We start from the raw sequence: 19,568 nt of genomic DNA on the forward strand, positions 1-19,568 counted from the left end.
GGGCTGGCTTGCCGCGACCGGCATCAGGCCACCCCATCCCGGCGCTCAAACAAAAAGGGCGAGGATCGCTCCTCACCCTTGTTGCTCACTTTGCTGACATATTGTGTATTCACAAGCTACGCCGGCCAGGCGCTGTCGGCAGGATCAGGCCGGTGCAGTAGCGGTCGGCGTCACACCGCCGGACGAGTTGTCGCTAGGCGCCTTGCGCACCGAGCTGCCGGCTTTCGGCAAGCGCGGCTCCAGGCCTTCCATGATGTCGTTGATCTGGTCGGCGTCGATGGTTTCCCAGTCGAGCAAGGCTTTGGTCATGGCTTCGACCTTTTCCTTGTTCTCTTCCAGCAGGCGGCGCGACAACGCGTATTGCTGATCCAGGATACTGCGGATTTCCGCATCAACCTTTTGCTGGGTCGCTTCCGATACAGTCTTGGACGACATGCGGCCAAAGTAAGCATCTTGCTCGGTATCTTCGTAGACCATGGTGCCCAGGCTTTCCGACATGCCGTAACGGGTCACCATCGCCCGCGCCAGCTTGGTGGCGCGCTCAAAGTCGTTGGAGGCGCCGGTCGACATCTGGTGCATGAAGATTTCTTCGGAAATACGGCCGCCAAACAGGATGGCGATTTCTTCCAGCATCTTGTCCTTATACATGTTGACGCGGTCATGTTCAGGCAGCTGCCAGGTCAGGCCGAGCGCAAAACCGCGCGGCATGATGGTGACCTTGTGCACCGGGTCAGCCTTAGGCAGCAGCTTGGCAACCACGGCATGGCCGGACTCGTGATATGCGGTATTGCGGCGCTCTTCTTCGCGCATGACAGCCGATTTGCGCTCAGGACCCATGACGATCTTGTCCTTGGCATCTTCGAAATCCTGCATCTCGACCAGGCGCTTGGCGCGGCGGGCGGCAAACAACGCCGCTTCGTTGACCAGGTTGGCGAGATCGGCGCCGGAGAAGCCAGGCGTACCACGTGCCAGGATATCGGCTTTGACATCAGTCGAAATCGGCACCTTGCGCATGTGCACATTCAAGATCTGCTCGCGGCCACGGATGTCCGGCAAGCCGACCACAACCTGGCGGTCGAAACGGCCTGGACGCAGCAAGGCTTTGTCCAGCACGTCGGAACGGTTGGTGGCAGCGATCACGATCACGCCGGAGTTGGCTTCAAAGCCATCCATCTCGACCAGCATCTGGTTCAAGGTCTGTTCGCGCTCGTCGTTACCGCCGCCCATGCCGGCGCCGCGATGACGGCCAACCGCATCGATTTCATCGATGAAGATAATGCAGGGAGCGTGCTTCTTGGCGTTTTCGAACATGTCGCGCACACGGGAAGCGCCGACACCGACGAACATTTCAACGAAATCCGAACCGGAAATGGTGAAGAACGGCACTTTCGCTTCGCCGGCAATGGCGCGCGCCAGCAAGGTCTTACCGGTGCCTGGAGGACCAACCATCAGCACGCCGTGCGGAATGCGGCCACCCAGTTTCTGGAACTTGGTCGGATCGCGCAGGAAATCGACCAGCTCGGAAACTTCTTCCTTGGCTTCATCGCAACCGGCGACGTCGGCAAAGGTCACGGAATTACTGTTCTCATCCAGCATGCGAGCTTTCGACTTGCCGAACGAGAAAGCACCGCCCTTGCCGCCGCCCTGCATCTGGCGCATGAAGAAAATCCAGACGCCCAGCAACAGGATCATCGGGAACCAGGAGATGAAGATCTGCTGCAGGAACGATGGTTCTTCCGGCTGCTTGACTTCAAATTTGACGTTGTTGTTGACCAAGTCGCCGATCAGGCCGCGATCCAGCATGGTGATGGCGGTCTTCACTTTCTTGCCGTCCGAAGTACTGGCGACGATGCTGCTGCCCTCGATGGTCGCATCGGTGATGTGCCCGGCCCGGATTTCAGTAATCAGATCGGAATAGGCAATCGGCCCTGCACCGCTGGCTAGTCCGCGCCCGTCGAACTGCTTGAATACGGTGAAAAGCACCAGGGCGATGACCACCCAAATGGCGGCTTTGGAAAACATGTTGTTCACTAGAACTCCTTGGACGCGCTGCGCGCCTGACATAGGTACAGCATCGAGATATTCCTTTGATTTTACTCGGAATAGGTACAGCTTGCTAGGAGGCTGGCCTGAGTTAGGGGGCCATGGCTGAAAAAATAGCTAAACAAATATTTTTTCGGCCGCTTGCACCGGATTCCGGGCTGCCCCCTGCCGCAAGATATGCGGCCGCCCCTAGGGAAATTCAAGGAAAAAATGCTGCTTAACGCGGATTTAATGTGGATTTTTCAATATCTTTCCAAGGAGGAATATTTCCGAAGACTTGTCACGGCTGGCCTTGGGTTTCCTCGACGCCACGGTTTTGAACTCCTGGCGGAATTTCATCAGCACTTCGTTGTAGCCGGTGCCGTTGAAGCACTTGGCCAGCAAGGCGCCGGTCGGCTTCATGTGCATCTGTGCAAATTCTATTGCCAAATCGATAATTTCCTCAACCCGGGCCGCGTCTGAGATCGCGATGCCGGACAAATTGGGCGCCATGTCGGACAGCACCAGATCCACCTTGCGCCCCTCCAGCAAGCGCTCCAGCTTGCGCAGGCTGTCGGCCTCGCGGAAGTCGCCCTGGATGAAATGGACGTCGGCGATAGGGTCCATCGGCAGGATGTCGAGGCCGATGATCATGCCGTGAATGCCGCCGCCGTCCTGGCCGGCCAGCTTGTTGCGGGCATACTGCGACCAGCTGCCAGGCGTGGACCCAAGGTCGACAATGATCTGGCCAGGCTTGATAAGCTTGTCCAGTTCGTCGATCTCTTTCAGCTTGTAAGCAGCCCGCGCACGGTAGCCTTCTTTCTGCGCCAGCTTCACATAAGGGTCGTTAATGTGGTCGTGCAGCCAGTTTTTGTTTAATTTCTTCTTTGCCATTCGCGTAGAATACCGTTTTTAAGGAATTTTTATGTTGAAACTTACATCTGCCGAGCGTAGCGAGCTCCGTTCCCAGGCCCACGGTCTGGATCCTGTGGTCCTAATCAGCGAAGATGGCTTGAAGCCAACGCTGATGAAAGAGATCGATTTAAGCCTGAATGCGCATGGCCTGATTAAAGTGCGTGTATTCGGTGATGATCGCGAGGCACGGATCGCCATCTACGAAACTATTTGTGAAAAGCTTGGGGCGGCGCCGGTGCAACACATCGGCAAGCTGCTGGTCTTGTACCGCCCGCAAAAAGACGCTGCCAAGGAACGCAGCGAAACCCGTGGCCGCGGCATGCGCGAAGTCACCATCGTCAAGCCTAGCCCAAGCGGCACCAAGCGTCCGTCGGTGACCAAGGTCATGGTCAAAGGCAATGAGCGCGTAACCCAGGGCGGCAACATCAAGCGCGCCAAACCGCGCCAGAAGAGCAGCAAGAAGTCGGCATTGGGCCGTTAATGCTGATGGCCGGCCGCTTCGGCAGCCATCGCATTTCGATACCGAGGGTGCCGTATTCCGGTACGGCGGCGCAAGCAATCTGCTAGCGCCCTCCCCAGCCCTGCTAGGCCTTGCCTTTAGCGCAGGTTGCGCAACTTCAAGATCAATCCGACCCCAAGCAAGCCCTGGATCAGGTAAATCCCCATGGAAGCCCCATGCAGGATGCCGAACTGCGTCCTGGCGCTGTCACTCATGACGCCGCCGGCCAGGGCCGCTGCTTCGCGCAGGCTGGCCATGAAAGGCTGCAGGCAGAAATAACCGGCCACGGTGCAAGCCAGCATCAGCAAAGCAAAACGCAGTAAGGTCTTGCGCAGCGGTGCCGAATCGTCATGGGTGCGATAGCTGAACAGCAGCGTCAGCAAGATGCCGCAAGCCACCGTCAGCCAGGCTTCGATGCGAAACAGGTTGCCGGCGATGGTGCCGGCCAGCACGCGGTCCGGCAAGGTGGCGAACAAGACCGGCGCCACCAGGCCGCCTATCGTCCACAAACTACCGACCCACAAGGTCGCGACTAACAATCTGCACCGCACTACAAACATCGCTGCTCCTGGATTTTCTGATCGAATGCTGCATCGGCGCCAGCGGGCGCCATCATGGCGACGCTTTAGACGTAGCGGACTTCCAGGATTTCATACTCGCGGATGCCGGACGGCGCTTGCACACCGACCACGTCGCCCGCCGTCTTGCCGATCAGCGCGCGGGCGATCGGCGAAGTCACGGAAACCTTGGACAGCTTGATGTCGGCTTCATCGGTGCCGACGATTTGATAGGTGACCTTGTCGCCCGACTCCAGATCTTCCAGATCGACCGTGGAAGCAAACACCACGCGGCCGTCCGCATCCAGGGTTGATGGATCGATAACCTGCGCGGCGCCCAGCTTTCCTTCGAGGTCGGCAATCCGGCCTTCGACAAAGCCTTGACGCTCTTTCGCCGCATCGTAATCCGCGTTTTCCGACAGATCGCCATGCGCGCGCGCTTCTGCGATGGCCTTGATGACGGCTTGACGCTCTTTGGTTTTCAGATGATGCAACTCATCTTTCAACAATTGCGCGCCATGCTTGGTAAGAGGTACTGAGCTCATAGGGATGGAATTCAACAAATATTAAATAAGGTTTGTGACGCGAGGTGCGTCACGCACACGATAAAAGGTCACGGAGGTCAAAAACGCACCGGAAAAAAGATGCGCTGATGACCTCCGCAGGAACTTCTGTAGCTAAATTGTAGGTTTCGACTACTTCCAGACAGCCCGGAAGCGATTCAGGATGTGCCTAGGCACATCCTGATCTGGCCTTAGTGTAAGGTTTTATGCAGCCCTTGTAAATCATAGACATGCAACTCGTCCAGATGACGCATGCCCTCGACTGCTGCCTCTGCACCGGCGATGGTGGTGTAGGTGGTGGCATGAGCCGCCAGCGCCGAAGTGCGGATCGCCCGCGAGTCGACAATTGCGCTGCGCTTTTCTTCGACCGTGTTGATCACCAATGAAATTTCATTGTTCTTGATCATGTCGACCACATGCGGACGCCCTTCGACCACCTTGTTGACGGTTTCCACAGGGATCCCGGCAGCACTGATGGCGGCCGCCGTACCCTTGGTCGCCACCACGGTGAAACCGATCGCGACCAGGTCCTTGGCGACTTGCACCGCGCGCGGCTTGTCGCTGCCCTTGACGCTGAGGAACACCTTGCCCGACTTCGGCAACTTGATGCCGGCGCCCAGCTGCGACTTGACGAACGCCTCGCCGAAGGTCTTGCCGACACCCATCACTTCGCCGGTGGATTTCATTTCCGGTCCGAGAATGGTATCGACGCCAGGGAATTTGACGAACGGGAATACCGCTTCCTTGACGCTGAAGTACTTTGGCACCACTTCATTCTTGATACCCTGGCTGTCGAGCGACTGGCCGACCATGCAGCGCGCTGCGATCTTTGCCAGTTGGAGGCCGGTTGCCTTGGAAACGAACGGCACGGTACGCGAAGCGCGCGGATTAACTTCCAGTACGAACACCACATCCTGGCCATCGATCTGCTGAATCGCAAACTGCACGTTCATCAAACCGACCACATTCAAGCCCTTGGCCATCAGCGAGGTCTGGCGCTTGATCTCTTCAATAGTTGCCTGCGACAGCGAGTAAGGCGGCAGCGAACAGGCTGAGTCGCCGGAGTGCACGCCAGCCTGCTCGATATGTTCCATGACGCCGCCGATGAAGGTGCGCTCGCCATCGGACAGACAGTCGACATCGACTTCGATGGCGTCGTTCAGGAAGCGGTCCAGCAGCACCGGCGAATCGTGCGACACCTTGACCGCTTCGCGCATGTAGCGCTCGAGGTCGCGCTGCTCGTGGACGATCTCCATCGCCCGGCCGCCCAGCACGTAGGATGGACGCACCACCAGCGGATAGCCGATTTCCTGCGCCAGGCGCAAGGCATCTTCTTCGGTGCGCGCGGTGCGGTTAGGCGGCTGGCGCAGGTTCAGGTCGTGCAGCAGTTTCTGGAAACGCTCGCGGTCTTCGGCAGCGTCGATCATGTCCGGCGAAGTACCGACGATAGGCACGCCGTTGGCTTCGAGGTCCAGCGCCAGCTTCAAAGGCGTCTGGCCGCCGTACTGCACGATCACGCCATACGGCTTTTCCTTGTCGACGATTTCCAGCACGTCTTCCAGCGTCACCGGCTCGAAATACAGGCGGTCCGAGGTATCGTAGTCGGTCGATACGGTTTCCGGATTACAGTTGACCATGATGGTCTCGTAGCCGTCTTCGCGCATCGCCAGCGCTGCGTGGACGCAGCAGTAATCGAATTCGATGCCCTGGCCGATACGGTTAGGACCGCCGCCCAGCACCATGATCTTCTTTTTATTGGTCGGATTCGATTCGCACTCTTCCTCGTAGGTCGAGTACATGTAGGCGGTGTTGGTCGAGAATTCGCCGGCGCAGGTATCGACCCGCTTGTAGACCGGACGGATGTTCAAGGCCAGGCGCTTCTTGCGCACGTCGGTATCGGTAGTCTTCAGCAGCTTAGCCAGACGGCGGTCGCCAAAGCCCTTTTGCTTCAGGCGGAACAGCGTATCGCGGTCCAGCGCTTCCAGCGTCTGGCTGTTTTCCAGCCACAGTTCGATATCGACGATTTCCTTGATCTGCGACAGGAACCACGGATCGATATGGGTCAGCTGATGCACTTCTTCCAGCGTGAAGCCCTGGGCGAACGCATCGCCCACATACCAGATGCGGTCCGGGCCCGGCTCGCCGAGCTCTTCTTCGATGACTTCACGGTCCTGGGTCTTTTCGTTCATGCCGTCGACGCCGACTTCGAGGCCGCGCAAGGCTTTCTGGAACGATTCCTGGAAGGTGCGGCCGATCGCCATCACTTCGCCCACCGATTTCATCTGGGTAGTCAGGTGGTTATCGGCGGTCGGGAATTTTTCAAACGCAAAACGCGGGATCTTGGTGACCACGTAATCGATCGAAGGCTCGAACGATGCCGGCGTGGCGCCGCCGGTGATTTCGTTGCGCAATTCGTCCAGCGTGAAGCCGACCGCCAGCTTGGCCGCGATCTTGGCGATCGGGAAGCCGGTTGCCTTCGAGGCCAGCGCCGAAGAGCGCGAGACGCGCGGATTCATTTCGATGACGATCATGCGGCCGTCGGCCGGGTTGACCGAGAACTGCACGTTGGAACCGCCGGTGTCGACGCCGATTTCACGCAGTACCGCCAGCGAGGCGTTACGCATGATCTGGTATTCCTTGTCGGTCAGCGTTTGCGCCGGCGCTACCGTGATCGAGTCGCCGGTATGCACGCCCATCGGATCCAGGTTTTCGATCGAGCAGACGATGATGCAGTTGTCCGCCTTGTCGCGCACCACTTCCATCTCGTACTCTTTCCAGCCGATCAGCGATTCTTCGATCAGCAGTTCCTTGGTCGGCGAGGCTTCCAGGCCGCGCTTGCAGATGGTTTCGAATTCTTCCGCGTTGTAGGCGATGCCGCCGCCGGTGCCGCCCATGGTGAACGAAGGACGGATAATGACCGGGAAGCCCAGTTCCTTCTGCACGCCCCACGATTCGTCCATGGTGTGGGCGACGCCGGAACGGGCCGAACCGAGGCCGATCTTGGTCATCGCCGCCTTGAACTTGGAACGGTCTTCCGCCTTGTCGATGGCTTCCGGCGAGGCGCCGATCAGCTCGACCTTGTACTTTTCCAGGATACCGTGGCGATGCAGGTCGAGCGCGCAGTTCAGCGCAGTCTGGCCGCCCATGGTCGGCAGGATCGCGTCCGGCTTTTCCTTGGCGATGATGCGTTCCACCGCCTGCCAGGTGATAGGCTCGATGTAGGTGACGTCCGCCATTTCCGGGTCGGTCATGATGGTCGCGGGGTTGCTGTTGACCAGGATGACTTTGTAACCCTCTTCGCGCAGCGCCTTGCAGGCCTGTGCGCCGGAGTAGTCGAATTCGCAGGCCTGGCCGATGATGATCGGGCCGGCGCCGATGATCAGAATACTTTTTAAATCACTACGCTTAGGCATTTTTATTTTTCTCCAACATCGTTTGATTCATCAATTGAATGAAACGATCGAACAAGGGGGCGATGTCATGCGGGCCGGGCGACGCTTCCGGGTGGCCCTGGAAGCAGAACGCTGGCTTGTCGGTGCGGGCGAAGCCTTGCAGCGAACCGTCGAACAAGGAAACGTGGGTCACGCGGCAGTTCGCCGGCAGGGTCGCGCCATCGACGGCGAAGCCGTGATTTTGCGAGGTGATCAGCACTTGCTTGCTGTCCAGGTCCTGCACCGGATGATTGGCGCCGTGGTGGCCGAACTTCATCTTCAGCGTCTTGGCGCCGGAAGCCAGCGCCATGATCTGGTGGCCGAGGCAGATACCGAAAGTCGGCACGCCGCGCTCGATCAGTTCCTTGGTGGCGGCAATCGCGTAATCGCACGGCTCCGGATCGCCGGGGCCGTTGGACAGGAAAATGCCGTCCGGATTGAGCGCCAGCGCATCGGCAGCGGAAGCCTGGGCCGGCAGCACGGTGATCTTGCAGCCGCGTTGCGCCAGCATGCGCAGGATGTTGAACTTGACGCCATAGTCGAACGCCACTACGTGATACTTAGGCGTGATCTGCTGGTCGTAACCGCGGCCGAGACGCCATTCGGTCTCGCTCCAGCTGTAGGCCTTGGTGGTCGACACGACCTTGGCCAGGTCCATGCCGGCCAGGCCTGGGAAGCCGCGCGCCAGTTCCAGCGCCTTGGCGGTTGCCGCCGCAATATCCGACTCGCCGGCGACGATGGCGCCGCCCTGCGCACCTTTTTCGCGCAGGATGCGGGTCAGCTTGCGGGTATCGATACCGGCAATGGCGACGATGTTCGATTCCTGCAGATAGGCATCGAGAGTCTGGGTGGAGCGGAAATTCGATACCAGGCGCGGCAGATCGCGGATGATCAGGCCGGCAGCGTGGATCTGGGAGGATTCGACATCCTCTTTATTGACGCCGGTATTGCCGATATGCGGATAAGTGAGAGTGACGATCTGGCGGCTGTAGCTTGGATCGGTGAGGATTTCCTGGTAGCCGGTCATGGCGGTGTTGAATACGACTTCACCTGTCGTATGACCAACGGCGCCAATGGAAATACCTTGGAAAATCGTCCCATCTGCTAGCGCGAGGATGGCCGGTACGGTGAGGCCAGAAAAAAATGGCTGCAAGGGGTAACTCCTGATGTTGTTACCGCCGCTGCGCTGCGCCAAACGACCGCTATGAATCACCAAACAGCGCCCAAACGGCGTTGATTTGACGGTTTATCAGTCTTTTTGGGACGAAATGGAAGGTGGTATGCGCTACGGCGGAGTAAATTGGGCTAAACCCTGCAATTATAGCCGACAACCACCTGCCCGGCAATCTGAACCGATGCCATGACCAGGGTTTTTGTATAAATAATTACGTAAAACGATTGCCGTTGATGCGGCGACAACAAACCTGACAATCGAAGCCCATCAATTTCTGCCAAACCGCCAAATCTGCCAATAATTGTCAGCTTGCCGGTTTGGCATTCAAACACCTACACAGTTGCAGAACGCCAGGGCCGCGGCCCGACCTCTCCGCAACTGCATTTTCATGGCTCAGCCTTACGCGCCCAGAGCGGCAATGCCAGCCTTGGCAATCTGCACGTCTTCAGTCGACTTCACGCCGGATACGCCGACCGCGCCCAGGTACTCGCCACCCACCACGATTGGCACGCCGCCTTCGAGCAGGCCTTCCAGATTTGGTGCGGTAATGAACGAAAAACGTCCATTATTGATCATGTCTTCGTAAATCTTCGATTCGCGCTGACCCAGAGCGGAGGTCTTGGCCTTGGCCGGCGAAATGTGAGCCGAAATCGGCGCTGCGCCGTCCATGCGCTGCAGCCACAGCAGGTGCCCGCCGTCGTCGACGATGGAAATCGTCACCGCCCAGTGATTCGCGAGCGCCTCAGCTTCTGCTGCGGCGGCAATTTTCTTGACATCATCGAGTGTCAACACTTGTTTCGATTTCATTTTTGCTCCTTGTGAAAATAACTGATTATTGTACTTTAGTGCCCTGCAATAGGCATCAGCCGCAACTGCCTTCCGTTCAGATTATTTCTGGTCCGATATTTGCTTTAGAAAAATTGTGGAAGCGGACGCCGGCCCGGTCGTTTGTCGGACAAGCCCGATATTCATTGCAATATTGTCATGCTATAGTAGCGCCCTTTCGCCTTTGCGGTTTGACAGGCGCTTCTTATTCACTTACATTCATGCGGTCGTAATGTCACAGAGCCCATCTAACACGATGACGATTAAAGAAGCCTTCCCCTTTTTCCAGACCTTGGCCCTGGCCTGCACGCTGATCGCCAGTTTGTGGCTGTGCTCCCCCGCGCGAGCGTCCGACATTACGGTTTTCGAAGCACCACCCCAGCCAGTCACCACCACCCGCAACAAATTCCAGCAATTTACCGACCGCGCTTCGGAACTGGCTGTGAGCGCGATGGGCATGATTGGCATTCATTACAAATACGGCGGCAACAACCCTGAAAACGGTCTCGATTGCAGCGGTTTGGTGCGCTATGTATTCAAAGACGCCTGGGGCGTCAACGTGCCGCGCACGGCGGCTGAACTGAGCCGCAGCGGCGAAAAAATCGACAAGCAAGACCTGCAACCCGGCGACCTGGTGTTCTATAACACCTTGCGCCGCAGCTTCTCCCATGTCGGCATCTACCTCGGCGACAACAAATTCATCCATGCCCCGTCCACCGGCGGCAAGGTGCGCATCGAGAGCATGGACCTCGCCTACTGGAAATCGCGCTTCAACGGCGCGCGCCGCATCAACGACCCGGAACCGGATGGCGACAACCATCAGTAAGCTGGACGCAGTTTCTTTACCAGACGCAGAAATCCCCTGTCAGTCCAAGACTGCCAGGGGATTTTTTATCGGCCCTACTGAAGATTTACAGCCAAACACCTAAAACAGGGGAATTTTCAGCGCACAGCGCTGCGGCAGCGATAGCATGCGAGCATCACAGCATAAGAATCAAGCGAGACAGACTTCAAGGGTAAGCGTGATGCACAAATGAACCATCCAAAATTTTTGCAACTAGATAAATCGCAAACAAATCTTGACAAGCCAGCCATGCCACAAGAACATAATGCAATGAAACGCCTGACCACTCTGGAAACAAGATTTGACGCAGTGTTGCCCACCTTGGCGACAAGGGCAGATATTCAGTCCGTGAAAAGCGAAATTCACAAGGCTTCCGGAGAAACACACAAATGGATGCTGGCTACCGTTATCGGCCTGTTTCTGGGATTTGGCGGTCTGTTCCTGGCCATGAGCAATACTCTTAAAGCGGCGCCGCAATCATCGGCGCAAGCACCAGTGGTGATACAGCTGCCGGCCACCCCGCAACAGAATCCGAATAGAAATTAGGCATACCGCATTCCCTCGATGGGATTGCAATATTCGCAGTCACTCGTCGCGCTTTTCCTTCAGCTTCTTCTTGATCAGCGCCATTTGCGCCATGGCTGCCTGCTCGCCTGCCAGGATCGCTGTATTGCGGGCGGCGAAATCATTGCCCTTCATCGCCCCCAACTCAGGACGGATAACGATATCCGCATCTTTCAATTCATAGCTGTTGATGCTCTGTCCCATGATGGCAAAGGTCTGCAGCAGCACATCGACCGAACTGGACGCAGCCTGCGCTTCCGGTGACGCGGAGATATTCACTGCGATCACGAAATCCGCACCCATTTCATGGGCAAATCGCACGGGCACGGGCGACACCAGCCCGCCATCAACATATTGCCGGCCACCGACGACTACCGACTGGAACACCCCCGGAACGGCAGAAGACGCGCGCACAGCGGTTCCTGTATTGCCGCGCCGGAACAATATCGGCGCACCGGTATTCAGATCCGTCGCCACCGCGCCGAACGGTATCTTCAGTTTTTCGATCGGCACATTATGGATAGTCTTGTTGACGTAGTTCTGGATCGCCTCGCCCTTCAACACACCGCTGACCTTGGCAAAAAACGGTACCGACCAGTCTGAAATCGCCGCCTCGTCCATCTGCAGTGCAATCTTTTGCAAAGCAAAGCCGTTGTTGCCCGCGGCGTATAGAGCACCGACCACACTGCCGGCACTGGTGCCCACCACGATGTCAGGCACGATGCCTTGCGACTCCAGCGCCTTGATCACGCCGATGTGGGCAAAGCCGCGCGCCGCGCCGCCGCCCAGCGCCAGGCCGATCTTGACCGGCTTGCTAATTTTCGGCTGCACCGTCGGCACCACTACAACTGGCGTCGGCGGCGCCGTTGTCTGGCCGCCGCCACAAGCGGACAAGACGGCGCACAGGGCTAGGCTAATGGCAAAACGCGGGGACAGGTGTAAAGATGGCATGGCGGTCAACTAGGTTGGCGAGCAAAAAGGGCGACAGGCTGTCGCCGCAGAATTGTAGCCGATGTTAGGGATGTCAGCCGCTGTTGCGAACGCTCAATCTTCTGCTTCGGCAACGATCGAGCTTGCCGGCAACCTGACGGTGAAGACGCTGCCCTCGCCCGGCCGCGACTCGACGCCCAGAGTGCCATGATGGCGCAGCAGCACATGCTTGACGATCGCCAGGCCGAGGCCGGTGCCCTGGGTTTCCCGCGAGCGGCTCTTGTCGACCCGGTAGAAGCGCTCGGTCAGGCGCGAGATATGCTCGCTGCTGATGCCGATGCCGGAATCCCTGACCACCAGCTGCGGACCGGCCTTGCTGTTTTGCCAGGCGATCTGGATTTTGCCGCCAGCCGGGGTGTAGCGCACCGCGTTGGAAATCAGGTTGCTGAAAGCACTGCGCAGCTCGTCGCTGCTGCCGTTGATGTCCGGGCCGTCGACCGTCAGCGACAGCACATGTTTGCCGGCGGAGAGAATTTCCGCTTCCAGCAGCAGGTTATGCAGCATGGCGTCGATATTCACAGGCTCCGGCCGTAGCGGGTAGTCGACCGACTCCAGCCGGGTCAGGGTCAGCATGTCGCCGATCAGGTTTTGCATGCGGTGGCCCTGCTCGGTCATCAGTTGCAGGTGCGCGGAGCGGGTCTTCTGGTCGAGGTCGGGCTGGGCCTGGGCGATCTCCAGGAAACCGTTGATGACGGTCAGCGGCGTGCGCAGCTCATGCGAGGCGTTGGCGATGAAATCGCGCCGCATCATGTCGATCCGCTCCGACTCGGTGGCGTCGTGCGTCACCAGGATCTGGCGGCGGTTTTCGAACGGAATGATCTGCACGATCAGCTTGCGTTCGCGCAGGCTCAGCGTCAACGGCTGGTCATAGCGGCCAAGGATGATGTAATCGATGAAATCCGGGGTGCGGATCAGGTTGGTGACACGCATGCCCTTGTCGCGCCCGTGCTGCAGGCCCAGGTGCCGTTCGGCGGCCGGGTTGCACCACTCCAGGAACAGCACGTCGTCCATGATGACGACGCCATCCGGCAACAGATGCATGGCCTGGCGGAAGCGCGCCAGCCATTCGCTCAGCTCGGTCTGGTGCTTCTCGTCGTCACGCCGCAAACGGTACAGGCGCGAGAAAATATCGGTCCAGGCGCCCCAGCCGTCCGGCAGCTTCTCGCTGCGCGGATTATCCAGCCAGCCGCTGAGGCGGAACAGGTAATGCAGCTGCACCACCACTGCCACCGACATCAGGGTGAGCCCCAGCAGCAGGCCAGGGGTGGCGCCAAACAAGGCCCAGACCACACCTGAGACGACAAAGATCAACAGGATCCGCAGCAAGGCCGGGATCCAGAACAGCATCTGTGGATTCATAAATGACTATTTTGCGATGGAAGCATCGGTTAAACCGGCCAGCCGGACGAACCAGGCCGGCGATCTGCCAGGGCCAGGCTGCCTTGTATTTTGCGCTACTTTGCCGAAAGCATGTAGCCGACGCTGCGCACGGTACGGATCAGGTGCTCCGATTCCCGCAACGCCTTGCGCAAGCGCAGCACGTGGACATCGACGGTGCGCTCTTCAATCACCACGTGGTCGCCCCACACCTTATCCAGCAGCTGGCTGCGGGAAAACACCCGGTCCGGATTCGCCATGAAAAATTTCAGCAGGCGATATTCGGCGTGGCCGATATCGATTTTCTGGTTCTCCAGACACACCGAACAGCTGGCTGGATCGAGCGAGACGGCGCCGGCCGACATCATGCCCGGCACTTCATCGCCGCCCTTGCGCCGCAACAGGGCTTTCACCCGCGACGTCAGCTCGCGCGGGGAGAACGGCTTGGTCATGTAGTCGTCGGCGCCGTTGTCCAGGCCCTGGACCTTGTCTTCTTCCATGCTTTTCGCGGTCAGCATCATCACCAGCATGGATTGCAGCTGGCGGTCGGCGCGCATTTGCGACAGCAGGCGCAGGCCGCTCTGGTCCGGCAGCATCCAGTCCAGCAAGACCAGGTGCGGCATGCGGCGCTGGACGAATTCCCAGCCGTCGGCCGCGGTATGGACGATGGAGGGAGTCCAACCCGCTTCCTTGATGGTGAAGCCTATCAATTCGGCGATTGCAGGCTCATCTTCGATGATCAGGATAGAGGTTTTATCGGCGGCCATTTTTCAGTGCGCTTTAATCTTCATCAGGAACATTAAACTTCGTCGTCGAGCTGGCTGGTTGCATAGTCGGTGTGACGGATATCCTTGCCCTCGACGATATAGATCACGTATTCGGCAATGTTCTTGGCATGGTCGCCTATGCGTTCAACCGCCTTTGCCACCCACAGGGTGTCCATGGAAACCGAAATGGTGCGCGGATCTTCCATCATGAAAGTAATCAGGTTGCGCATGATCGAACGGAAATCGCGGTCGATCACGGCGTCCTGGGCGATCAGGCGCGTCGCCTGCTTCTCGTCCAGCCGCGCCAATGCATCCAGCGCATCGTGCAGCAGGTCGGCGGCGCCGCTGGCAATCACGCGCACCGTTTCGGTATGGTCGATGGTGCCAATGCCGCGCTTGTGCAGATGGATCGCCGTACGGGCGATCTTGGCCGCTTCGTCGCCGATGCGCTCGAGGTCGGTGATCACCTTGATGGTTGCCATCACGGTGCGCAGATCGTTGGCGGTCGGCTGGCGGCGCACGATCAGGTGACTGCAGGCGTCATCCAGCTCGACTTCCAGGCGATTGACCTGGTCGTCATCCTTGATCACGCGCTCGGCCGCATCCAGGTTGCCGTTGCGGAAAACGTTGATGGCTTCCTGGAACTGCCGCTCAACCAGGCCGCCCATGAGCAACACTTTGGAGCGTATGGTTTCCAGGTCCGTATCGTACTGCTTTGAAGAGTGTTCGCCAGTCATCTGATTTCTTTCTGTGCTTTGCAGTGTGTATTTTTAACCAGGATCGTATCAACCGAAACGGCCAGTGATGTAGTCCTGGGTTTCCTTGCGCGCCGGGTTCATGAAGATCTGATCGGTCTCGCCGAATTCCACCAGCTCGCCCAGGTACATGTAGGCGGTGTAATCCGAACAGCGCGCGGCCTGTTGCATGTTGTGGGTGACGATGGCAATGGTGTAGTCCTGCTTCAGTTCGCTAATCAGCTCTTCCACCTTGGCGGTCGAGATCGGATCCAGCGCCGAAGTCGGCTCATCCAGCAGCAGCACATCCGGACGCACCGCGACACTGCGGGCGATGCACAGGCGTTGCTGCTGGCCGCCGGACAGGCTCAGGCCGCTCTTGTTCAGCTTGTCCTTGACTTCGCCCCAGAGGGCTGCTTTCGACAACGCCCATTCGACGCGCTCGTCCATTTCGCCCTTGGGCAGGTTTTCGTAGAGACGGATACCGAAAGCGATATTGTCGTAGATCGACATCGGGAACGGCGTCGGCTTCTGGAACACCATGCCGACCTTGGCGCGCAGCATGTTCAAATCTTGCCCCGGCTCCAGGATATTGCGGCCGGCGTAGATGATCTTGCCTTCGGCGCGCTGGCCGGGATACAGGTCGTACATACGGTTGAGCGTACGCAGCAAGGTCGATTTGCCGCAACCAGACGGGCCGATGAACGCAGTGACCTTCTTTTCGTTCACTTGCAGATTGATATTCTTCAAGCCCTGGAAATTACCGTAAAAGAAATTCAGCTGCGAGATTTCTATGGTCGGCGGCTTCATTGGCGCCTTTATCGAAGTCATATCGAGTTGATTCGGTTTCATTGAGGTTTGCATGATAAGGATGGCAATCTAAGTAAATACATGAGCCTGAAAATGAGCCTGAAATCAGCCTGGAATTTTCTGGCTGAATAATGACCGCGATACGATGTTCAAGGCCAGCACGCTGAAGGTAATCAGCAGCGCCCCGCCCCAAGCCAGCGGCACCCAGTTATCAAACGGGCTCATCGCAAACTGGCTGATGACGACCGGCAGATTGGCGATCGGCTTGTTCATGCTGGTGCTGAAGAACTGATTGTTCAAGGCGGTGAACAGCAGCGGCGCCGTTTCGCCCGCGATGCGCGCTACCGCCAGCAGCACGCCGGTGACGACACCCGCCTTGACTGCGCGCAGGCGCACCAGCAAGGCGACTTTCCAGCGCGGCGCACCGAGTGCGAAGGCGGCTTCGCGCAGGTTGCCCGGCACCAGCTTCAGCATGTTGTCGGTAGTCCGCACCACCACCGGCACCGCAATCAGCGACAGCGCGAAGGAACCGGCCCAGCCCGAGAAGTGGCCGACCTTGGCGACGTAGATCGCATACACGAACAGGCCGATGACAATCGACGGCGCCGACAGCATGATGTCAGTCACGAAACGCGTCACCTGCGCCAGCTTGCTTTCCTCGCCGTACTCAGCCAGGTAGATGCCGGCCAGGATGCCGATCGGCGTGCTGATCACTGTCGCCAGGCCGACCAGCATCAGGCTGCCGACGATCGGATTGAGCAAGCCGCCGGCACCGGAACCTGGCGCTGGCGTGTTTAGTGTCAGGATTCCCAGGTTGAGGGCGCCGAAGCCCTTGATCACCAGGGTCGCCAGGATCCATGCCAGCACGGCGATCCCCAGCGCCATGGCCAGGAACGACAGCACCATGCCGAAACGATGCATCAGCAGGCGCTTGCGGTAAACCTGGTTGACCAGCGGAGCAGCCAGGACATCGATATTGGATTGCGGAGAATTCATTATTTGGCTCCCTCTTTACGGGACATGCCCATCAACATGATTTTAGCGATCGACAGCACGATGAAAGTGATCACGAACAGGATCAGGCCCAGCGCAAACAAGGCCGATACGTGCAGCGTGGTGGATGCTTCGGCGATTTCATTCGCCAGCGTCGATGCAATACTGTTGCCCGAGGCGAACAGCGACCACGACAAGCGTTGCGCGTTGCCGATCACGAAAGTAACCGCCATGGTCTCGCCCAGCGCTCGTCCGAGACCCAGCATGACGCCGCCGACGACACCGGTCTTGGCATACGGCAGCACCACCTTGCGCACCACTTCCCAGCGGGTGCAGCCGAGGCCGTAGGCCGACTCTTTCAAGACTGCAGGAACCACTTCAAAGACGTCGCGCATGACGGAGGAAATGAAGGGGATGATCATGACCGCCAGGATCAGGCCGGCAGTCAGCAGGCCGATGCCCATTTTGGGGCCGCTGAACAAGACGCCGATGAAGGGCACGTTGCCCAGCGTCGAAGCGAGGAACGGCTGGCCGTATTCGGCAAACAACGGCGCAAACACGAACAAGCCCCACATGCCGTAGATGATGCTTGGCACGCCTGCCAGCAACTCTACCGCGGTGCCGAGCGGCCGGCGCAATTTGGCTGGGCAGATTTCAGTCAGGAACAGGGCAATGCCGAAGCTGACCGGGAACGCGATCACCAGCGCAATGAAAGAAGTCACCAGGGTGCCGACGATGGCGATCATGGCGCCGTAATGGTCGTTGACCGGATCCCATTCGACGGTGGTGATGAAGGAAGGTCCGAACTCGCGGAATACCGGCCAGGCGCCAATCGCCAGGCAGACGATGATCCCCATGAGGACGAATAGCACGATCAGCGAGAACAGCAGCGTGACCTTGTGAAACAGGAAATCCTGGATCCGTTGCTTGCGCATGGTGGCCAGCAAGGTCTGATGGGATATGCCCGCCTGTTCAGCGGTACTTGCTTGGGGTGAGATCGATTGTGCCATGACAGGAATATTTGCACTCATGAGTAGCGATATCCGATGAAGAATAAGATGCGGCGGCAAAACATCCAGCAGCCGGACCGCGCTCGACCTGGAGATGTTTCGCGTGGAGACTAGGTTACGGCTAAACAAACTCAACAACACGGGCAGCGCATCAATCTTCCCTGACAGCTGCCCGTTGTATTTCTGAACCATCTACATCCGCAAACACGCTCGCCGCCAAGCCAAATCGGCCTGGCTGCGGTTTGAAACAATTACCAGACAGCCTTGCCGGCGTTGTCCTTGATCTGCGCTTTCCAGGATTCTTCCACCAGCTTGACGACCGATTCAGGAATCGCAACGTAATCCAGCTCGGTAGCCGATTTGCCGCCGTTCTTGTAAGCCCATTCGAAGAACTTCAGGACTTCCTTGCCCTTGGCTGCATCAGCCTGGGTTTTGTGGATCAGGATGAACGAAGCGCTGGTGATAGGCCAGCTGGTCTTGCCTGCTGCATCGGTGAAGTCAACTGCGAAGCCTGGCGTCTTGGCCCAGTCGGCGCCAGCTGCGGCGGCCTTGAAAGTTTCATCGTCAGGCTGCACGAAGCCGCCGTCACGATTCTTCAGCTGTGTATGCAGCAGCTTGTTTTTCTTGGCGTAGGCATATTCAACATAGCCGATTGAACCCTTGATCTTTTGCACGTTGGCGGAAACGCCTTCGTTGCCCTTGCCGCCGACGCCGACTGGCCACTTGACTGCAGTACCGGCGCCAACCCCGCTCTTGAAGTCAGGGCTGGTCTTCGACAGGTAGCTGGTGAAGACAAAGGAAGTACCGGAACCGTCAGCGCGGTAAACCACGGTGATGTCAGCTGCCGGCAGCTTCACACCTGGGTTCAGCGCGGTGATTTCAGGCGCATTCCACTTGGTGACCTTGCCCAGGTAGATATCGGCCAGAACCGGACCGGTCAGCTTGATTTCGCCTGGTGTCACACCGTCCAGGTTCACGACCGGCACCACGCCGCCCATGATTGCCGGGAATTGCGCCAGGTTGTCAGCGTCCAGGTCTTTCGCTTGCAGCGGCATGTCGGAAGCACCGAAATCCACGGTCTTGGCTTTGATCTGCTTGATGCCGCCGCCGGAACCGATCGACTGGTAGTTCAGGCTGTTGCCGGTAGCGCCCTTGTAGGCTTCAGCCCACTTGGAGTAAATCGGATAAGGAAAAGAAGCGCCGGCGCCGGTAATTTCGGCAGCCATGACTGAAGAAACCGCTACTGTCGAACCCATTGCGAGAATGGCGGCTTTAACGAGGTGATTCAATCGCATTTATTACTCCCTTGTTGACTATAGATATGGTGTGCCCAGGTCCAGACTGTTGTGAAATTAATCTCCTTGCGGGAAGCCGATTTCACAACAGCCCCTAAGACAGGGCGAACTCTAACCAAGATTTATGACAGCTTTATGACGAATAAAAAATGAATGTTAAAGACATCAGGTTGCCAGTAAAATAACAATTGCTGCACT

18 protein-coding genes are annotated in these 19,568 nt (G+C 58.2%); 3 read left to right on the forward strand and 15 right to left on the reverse strand.

What is annotated here, in order from left to right:
• Positions 1–144: 144 nt before the first annotated feature.
• Both ftsH and CPter91_RS14970 read right to left on the reverse strand, forming a co-directional pair.
• On the reverse strand, positions 145–2,031 hold the full coding sequence (gene ftsH / locus CPter91_RS14965; protein WP_061941607.1) for an ATP-dependent zinc metalloprotease FtsH: 1,887 nt from the start codon (positions 2,029–2,031) through the stop codon (positions 145–147).
• 240 nt (positions 2,032–2,271) lie between these two features.
• Entirely contained in the window at positions 2,272–2,916 is a 645-nt protein-coding gene (locus CPter91_RS14970; protein ID WP_061941609.1) for an RlmE family RNA methyltransferase, read from the reverse strand.
• Positions 2,917–2,947: 31 nt separating this feature from the next.
• Between CPter91_RS14970 and CPter91_RS14975 the strand changes: the two genes are divergently transcribed.
• Complete coding sequence (locus CPter91_RS14975; RefSeq protein ID WP_061941611.1) at positions 2,948–3,418, forward strand: YhbY family RNA-binding protein; 471 nt, start codon at positions 2,948–2,950, stop codon at positions 3,416–3,418.
• 116 nt (positions 3,419–3,534) lie between these two features.
• Here CPter91_RS14975 and CPter91_RS14980 read toward each other — a convergent pair whose 3' ends face one another.
• The 5 genes from CPter91_RS14980 to CPter91_RS15000 all read right to left on the reverse strand — a co-directional run bounded on the left by CPter91_RS14980 (position 3,535) and on the right by CPter91_RS15000 (position 9,968).
• The gene (locus CPter91_RS14980) at positions 3,535–3,996 is read right to left on the reverse strand and encodes a DUF4149 domain-containing protein (RefSeq protein ID WP_061941614.1); all 462 of its coding nucleotides are present in this window, start codon (positions 3,994–3,996) and stop codon (positions 3,535–3,537) included.
• 65 nt (positions 3,997–4,061) lie between these two features.
• On the reverse strand, positions 4,062–4,538 hold the full coding sequence (gene greA / locus CPter91_RS14985) for a transcription elongation factor GreA (RefSeq protein ID WP_061941616.1): 477 nt from the start codon (positions 4,536–4,538) through the stop codon (positions 4,062–4,064).
• A 209-nt stretch (positions 4,539–4,747) separates the two neighbouring features.
• A complete protein-coding gene (carB, locus tag CPter91_RS14990) occupies positions 4,748–7,969 on the reverse strand; it encodes a carbamoyl-phosphate synthase large subunit (RefSeq protein ID WP_061941618.1) in 3,222 nt (1,073 codons plus the stop codon).
• A complete protein-coding gene (carA, locus tag CPter91_RS14995) occupies positions 7,962–9,140 on the reverse strand; it encodes a glutamine-hydrolyzing carbamoyl-phosphate synthase small subunit (RefSeq protein WP_061941619.1) in 1,179 nt (392 codons plus the stop codon). The genes carB and carA overlap by 8 nt, the downstream gene beginning before the upstream one ends.
• Before the next feature lie 420 nt (positions 9,141–9,560).
• On the reverse strand, positions 9,561–9,968 hold the full coding sequence (locus CPter91_RS15000) for a GlcG/HbpS family heme-binding protein (RefSeq protein WP_061941621.1): 408 nt from the start codon (positions 9,966–9,968) through the stop codon (positions 9,561–9,563).
• A 274-nt stretch (positions 9,969–10,242) separates the two neighbouring features.
• On the opposite strand from CPter91_RS15000, the gene CPter91_RS15005 reads away from it, so the two are divergent.
• Entirely contained in the window at positions 10,243–10,812 is a 570-nt protein-coding gene (locus tag CPter91_RS15005; protein ID WP_061941623.1) for a C40 family peptidase, read from the forward strand.
• Positions 10,813–11,019: 207 nt separating this feature from the next.
• Positions 11,020–11,376 (forward strand): hypothetical protein, encoded by a 357-nt coding sequence (locus CPter91_RS15010; RefSeq protein WP_061941624.1) that lies wholly within the window; start codon positions 11,020–11,022, stop codon positions 11,374–11,376.
• Between the two features lie 39 nt (positions 11,377–11,415).
• On the opposite strand, the gene CPter91_RS15015 is transcribed toward CPter91_RS15010, so the two are convergent.
• The 8 genes from CPter91_RS15015 to pstS form a co-directional block, all read right to left on the reverse strand.
• Positions 11,416–12,345 carry a patatin-like phospholipase family protein gene (locus CPter91_RS15015; protein WP_082793492.1) on the reverse strand — a complete coding sequence of 310 codons (930 nt, stop codon included), beginning with the start codon at positions 12,343–12,345 and terminating at the stop codon, positions 11,416–11,418.
• Positions 12,346–12,438: 93 nt separating this feature from the next.
• Complete coding sequence (phoR, locus tag CPter91_RS15020) at positions 12,439–13,743, reverse strand: phosphate regulon sensor histidine kinase PhoR (protein ID WP_061941628.1); 1,305 nt, start codon at positions 13,741–13,743, stop codon at positions 12,439–12,441.
• A gap of 95 nt (positions 13,744–13,838) precedes the next feature.
• Positions 13,839–14,528, reverse strand: coding sequence for a winged helix-turn-helix domain-containing protein (locus CPter91_RS15025; RefSeq protein ID WP_061941630.1), 690 nt, complete (start codon positions 14,526–14,528; stop codon positions 13,839–13,841).
• 32 nt (positions 14,529–14,560) lie between these two features.
• Positions 14,561–15,265, reverse strand: coding sequence for a phosphate signaling complex protein PhoU (phoU, locus tag CPter91_RS15030; protein WP_061941632.1), 705 nt, complete (start codon positions 15,263–15,265; stop codon positions 14,561–14,563).
• A 48-nt stretch (positions 15,266–15,313) separates the two neighbouring features.
• Positions 15,314–16,114 (reverse strand): phosphate ABC transporter ATP-binding protein PstB, encoded by an 801-nt coding sequence (gene pstB / locus CPter91_RS15035; RefSeq protein WP_231880090.1) that lies wholly within the window; start codon positions 16,112–16,114, stop codon positions 15,314–15,316.
• Positions 16,115–16,177: 63 nt separating this feature from the next.
• Entirely contained in the window at positions 16,178–17,068 is an 891-nt protein-coding gene (gene pstA / locus CPter91_RS15040) for a phosphate ABC transporter permease PstA (protein WP_061941634.1), read from the reverse strand.
• A complete protein-coding gene (gene pstC, locus CPter91_RS15045; protein WP_236905825.1) occupies positions 17,068–18,075 on the reverse strand; it encodes a phosphate ABC transporter permease subunit PstC in 1,008 nt (335 codons plus the stop codon). Before pstC ends, pstA begins: the two co-directional genes overlap by 1 nt.
• 251 nt (positions 18,076–18,326) lie before the next feature.
• Complete coding sequence (pstS, locus tag CPter91_RS15050; RefSeq protein ID WP_061941636.1) at positions 18,327–19,370, reverse strand: phosphate ABC transporter substrate-binding protein PstS; 1,044 nt, start codon at positions 19,368–19,370, stop codon at positions 18,327–18,329.
• Positions 19,371–19,568 lie beyond the last annotated feature (198 nt).

It is taken from the genome of Collimonas pratensis, from assembly GCF_001584185.1.
Classification (GTDB): domain Bacteria; phylum Pseudomonadota; class Gammaproteobacteria; order Burkholderiales; family Burkholderiaceae_D; genus Collimonas; species Collimonas pratensis.

What these genes read in the sequence shown, in the direction of transcription:
- CPter91_RS14980 (WP_061941614.1), bottom strand. Translation starts at nt 3,996, where the DNA reads ATGTTTGTAGTGCGGTGCAGATTGTTAGTCGCGACCTTGTGGGTCGGT.
- pstA (WP_061941634.1), bottom strand. Translation starts at nt 17,068, where the DNA reads ATGAATTCTCCGCAATCCAATATCGATGTCCTGGCTGCTCCGCTGGTC.
- pstB (WP_231880090.1), bottom strand. Translation starts at nt 16,114, where the DNA reads ATGAAACCGAATCAACTCGATATGACTTCGATAAAGGCGCCAATGAAG.
- pstS (WP_061941636.1), bottom strand. Translation starts at nt 19,370, where the DNA reads ATGCGATTGAATCACCTCGTTAAAGCCGCCATTCTCGCAATGGGTTCG.
- CPter91_RS15015 (WP_082793492.1), bottom strand. Translation starts at nt 12,345, where the DNA reads ATGCCATCTTTACACCTGTCCCCGCGTTTTGCCATTAGCCTAGCCCTG.
- greA (WP_061941616.1), bottom strand. Translation starts at nt 4,538, where the DNA reads ATGAGCTCAGTACCTCTTACCAAGCATGGCGCGCAATTGTTGAAAGAT.
- carB (WP_061941618.1), bottom strand. Translation starts at nt 7,969, where the DNA reads ATGCCTAAGCGTAGTGATTTAAAAAGTATTCTGATCATCGGCGCCGGC.
- CPter91_RS14975 (WP_061941611.1), top strand. Translation starts at nt 2,948, where the DNA reads ATGTTGAAACTTACATCTGCCGAGCGTAGCGAGCTCCGTTCCCAGGCC.
- pstC (WP_236905825.1), bottom strand. Translation starts at nt 18,075, where the DNA reads ATGGCACAATCGATCTCACCCCAAGCAAGTACCGCTGAACAGGCGGGC.
- CPter91_RS15005 (WP_061941623.1), top strand. Translation starts at nt 10,243, where the DNA reads ATGACGATTAAAGAAGCCTTCCCCTTTTTCCAGACCTTGGCCCTGGCC.
- CPter91_RS15025 (WP_061941630.1), bottom strand. Translation starts at nt 14,528, where the DNA reads ATGGCCGCCGATAAAACCTCTATCCTGATCATCGAAGATGAGCCTGCA.
- CPter91_RS15000 (WP_061941621.1), bottom strand. Translation starts at nt 9,968, where the DNA reads ATGAAATCGAAACAAGTGTTGACACTCGATGATGTCAAGAAAATTGCC.
- phoR (WP_061941628.1), bottom strand. Translation starts at nt 13,743, where the DNA reads ATGAATCCACAGATGCTGTTCTGGATCCCGGCCTTGCTGCGGATCCTG.
- CPter91_RS15010 (WP_061941624.1), top strand. Translation starts at nt 11,020, where the DNA reads ATGAACCATCCAAAATTTTTGCAACTAGATAAATCGCAAACAAATCTT.
- phoU (WP_061941632.1), bottom strand. Translation starts at nt 15,265, where the DNA reads ATGACTGGCGAACACTCTTCAAAGCAGTACGATACGGACCTGGAAACC.
- CPter91_RS14970 (WP_061941609.1), bottom strand. Translation starts at nt 2,916, where the DNA reads ATGGCAAAGAAGAAATTAAACAAAAACTGGCTGCACGACCACATTAAC.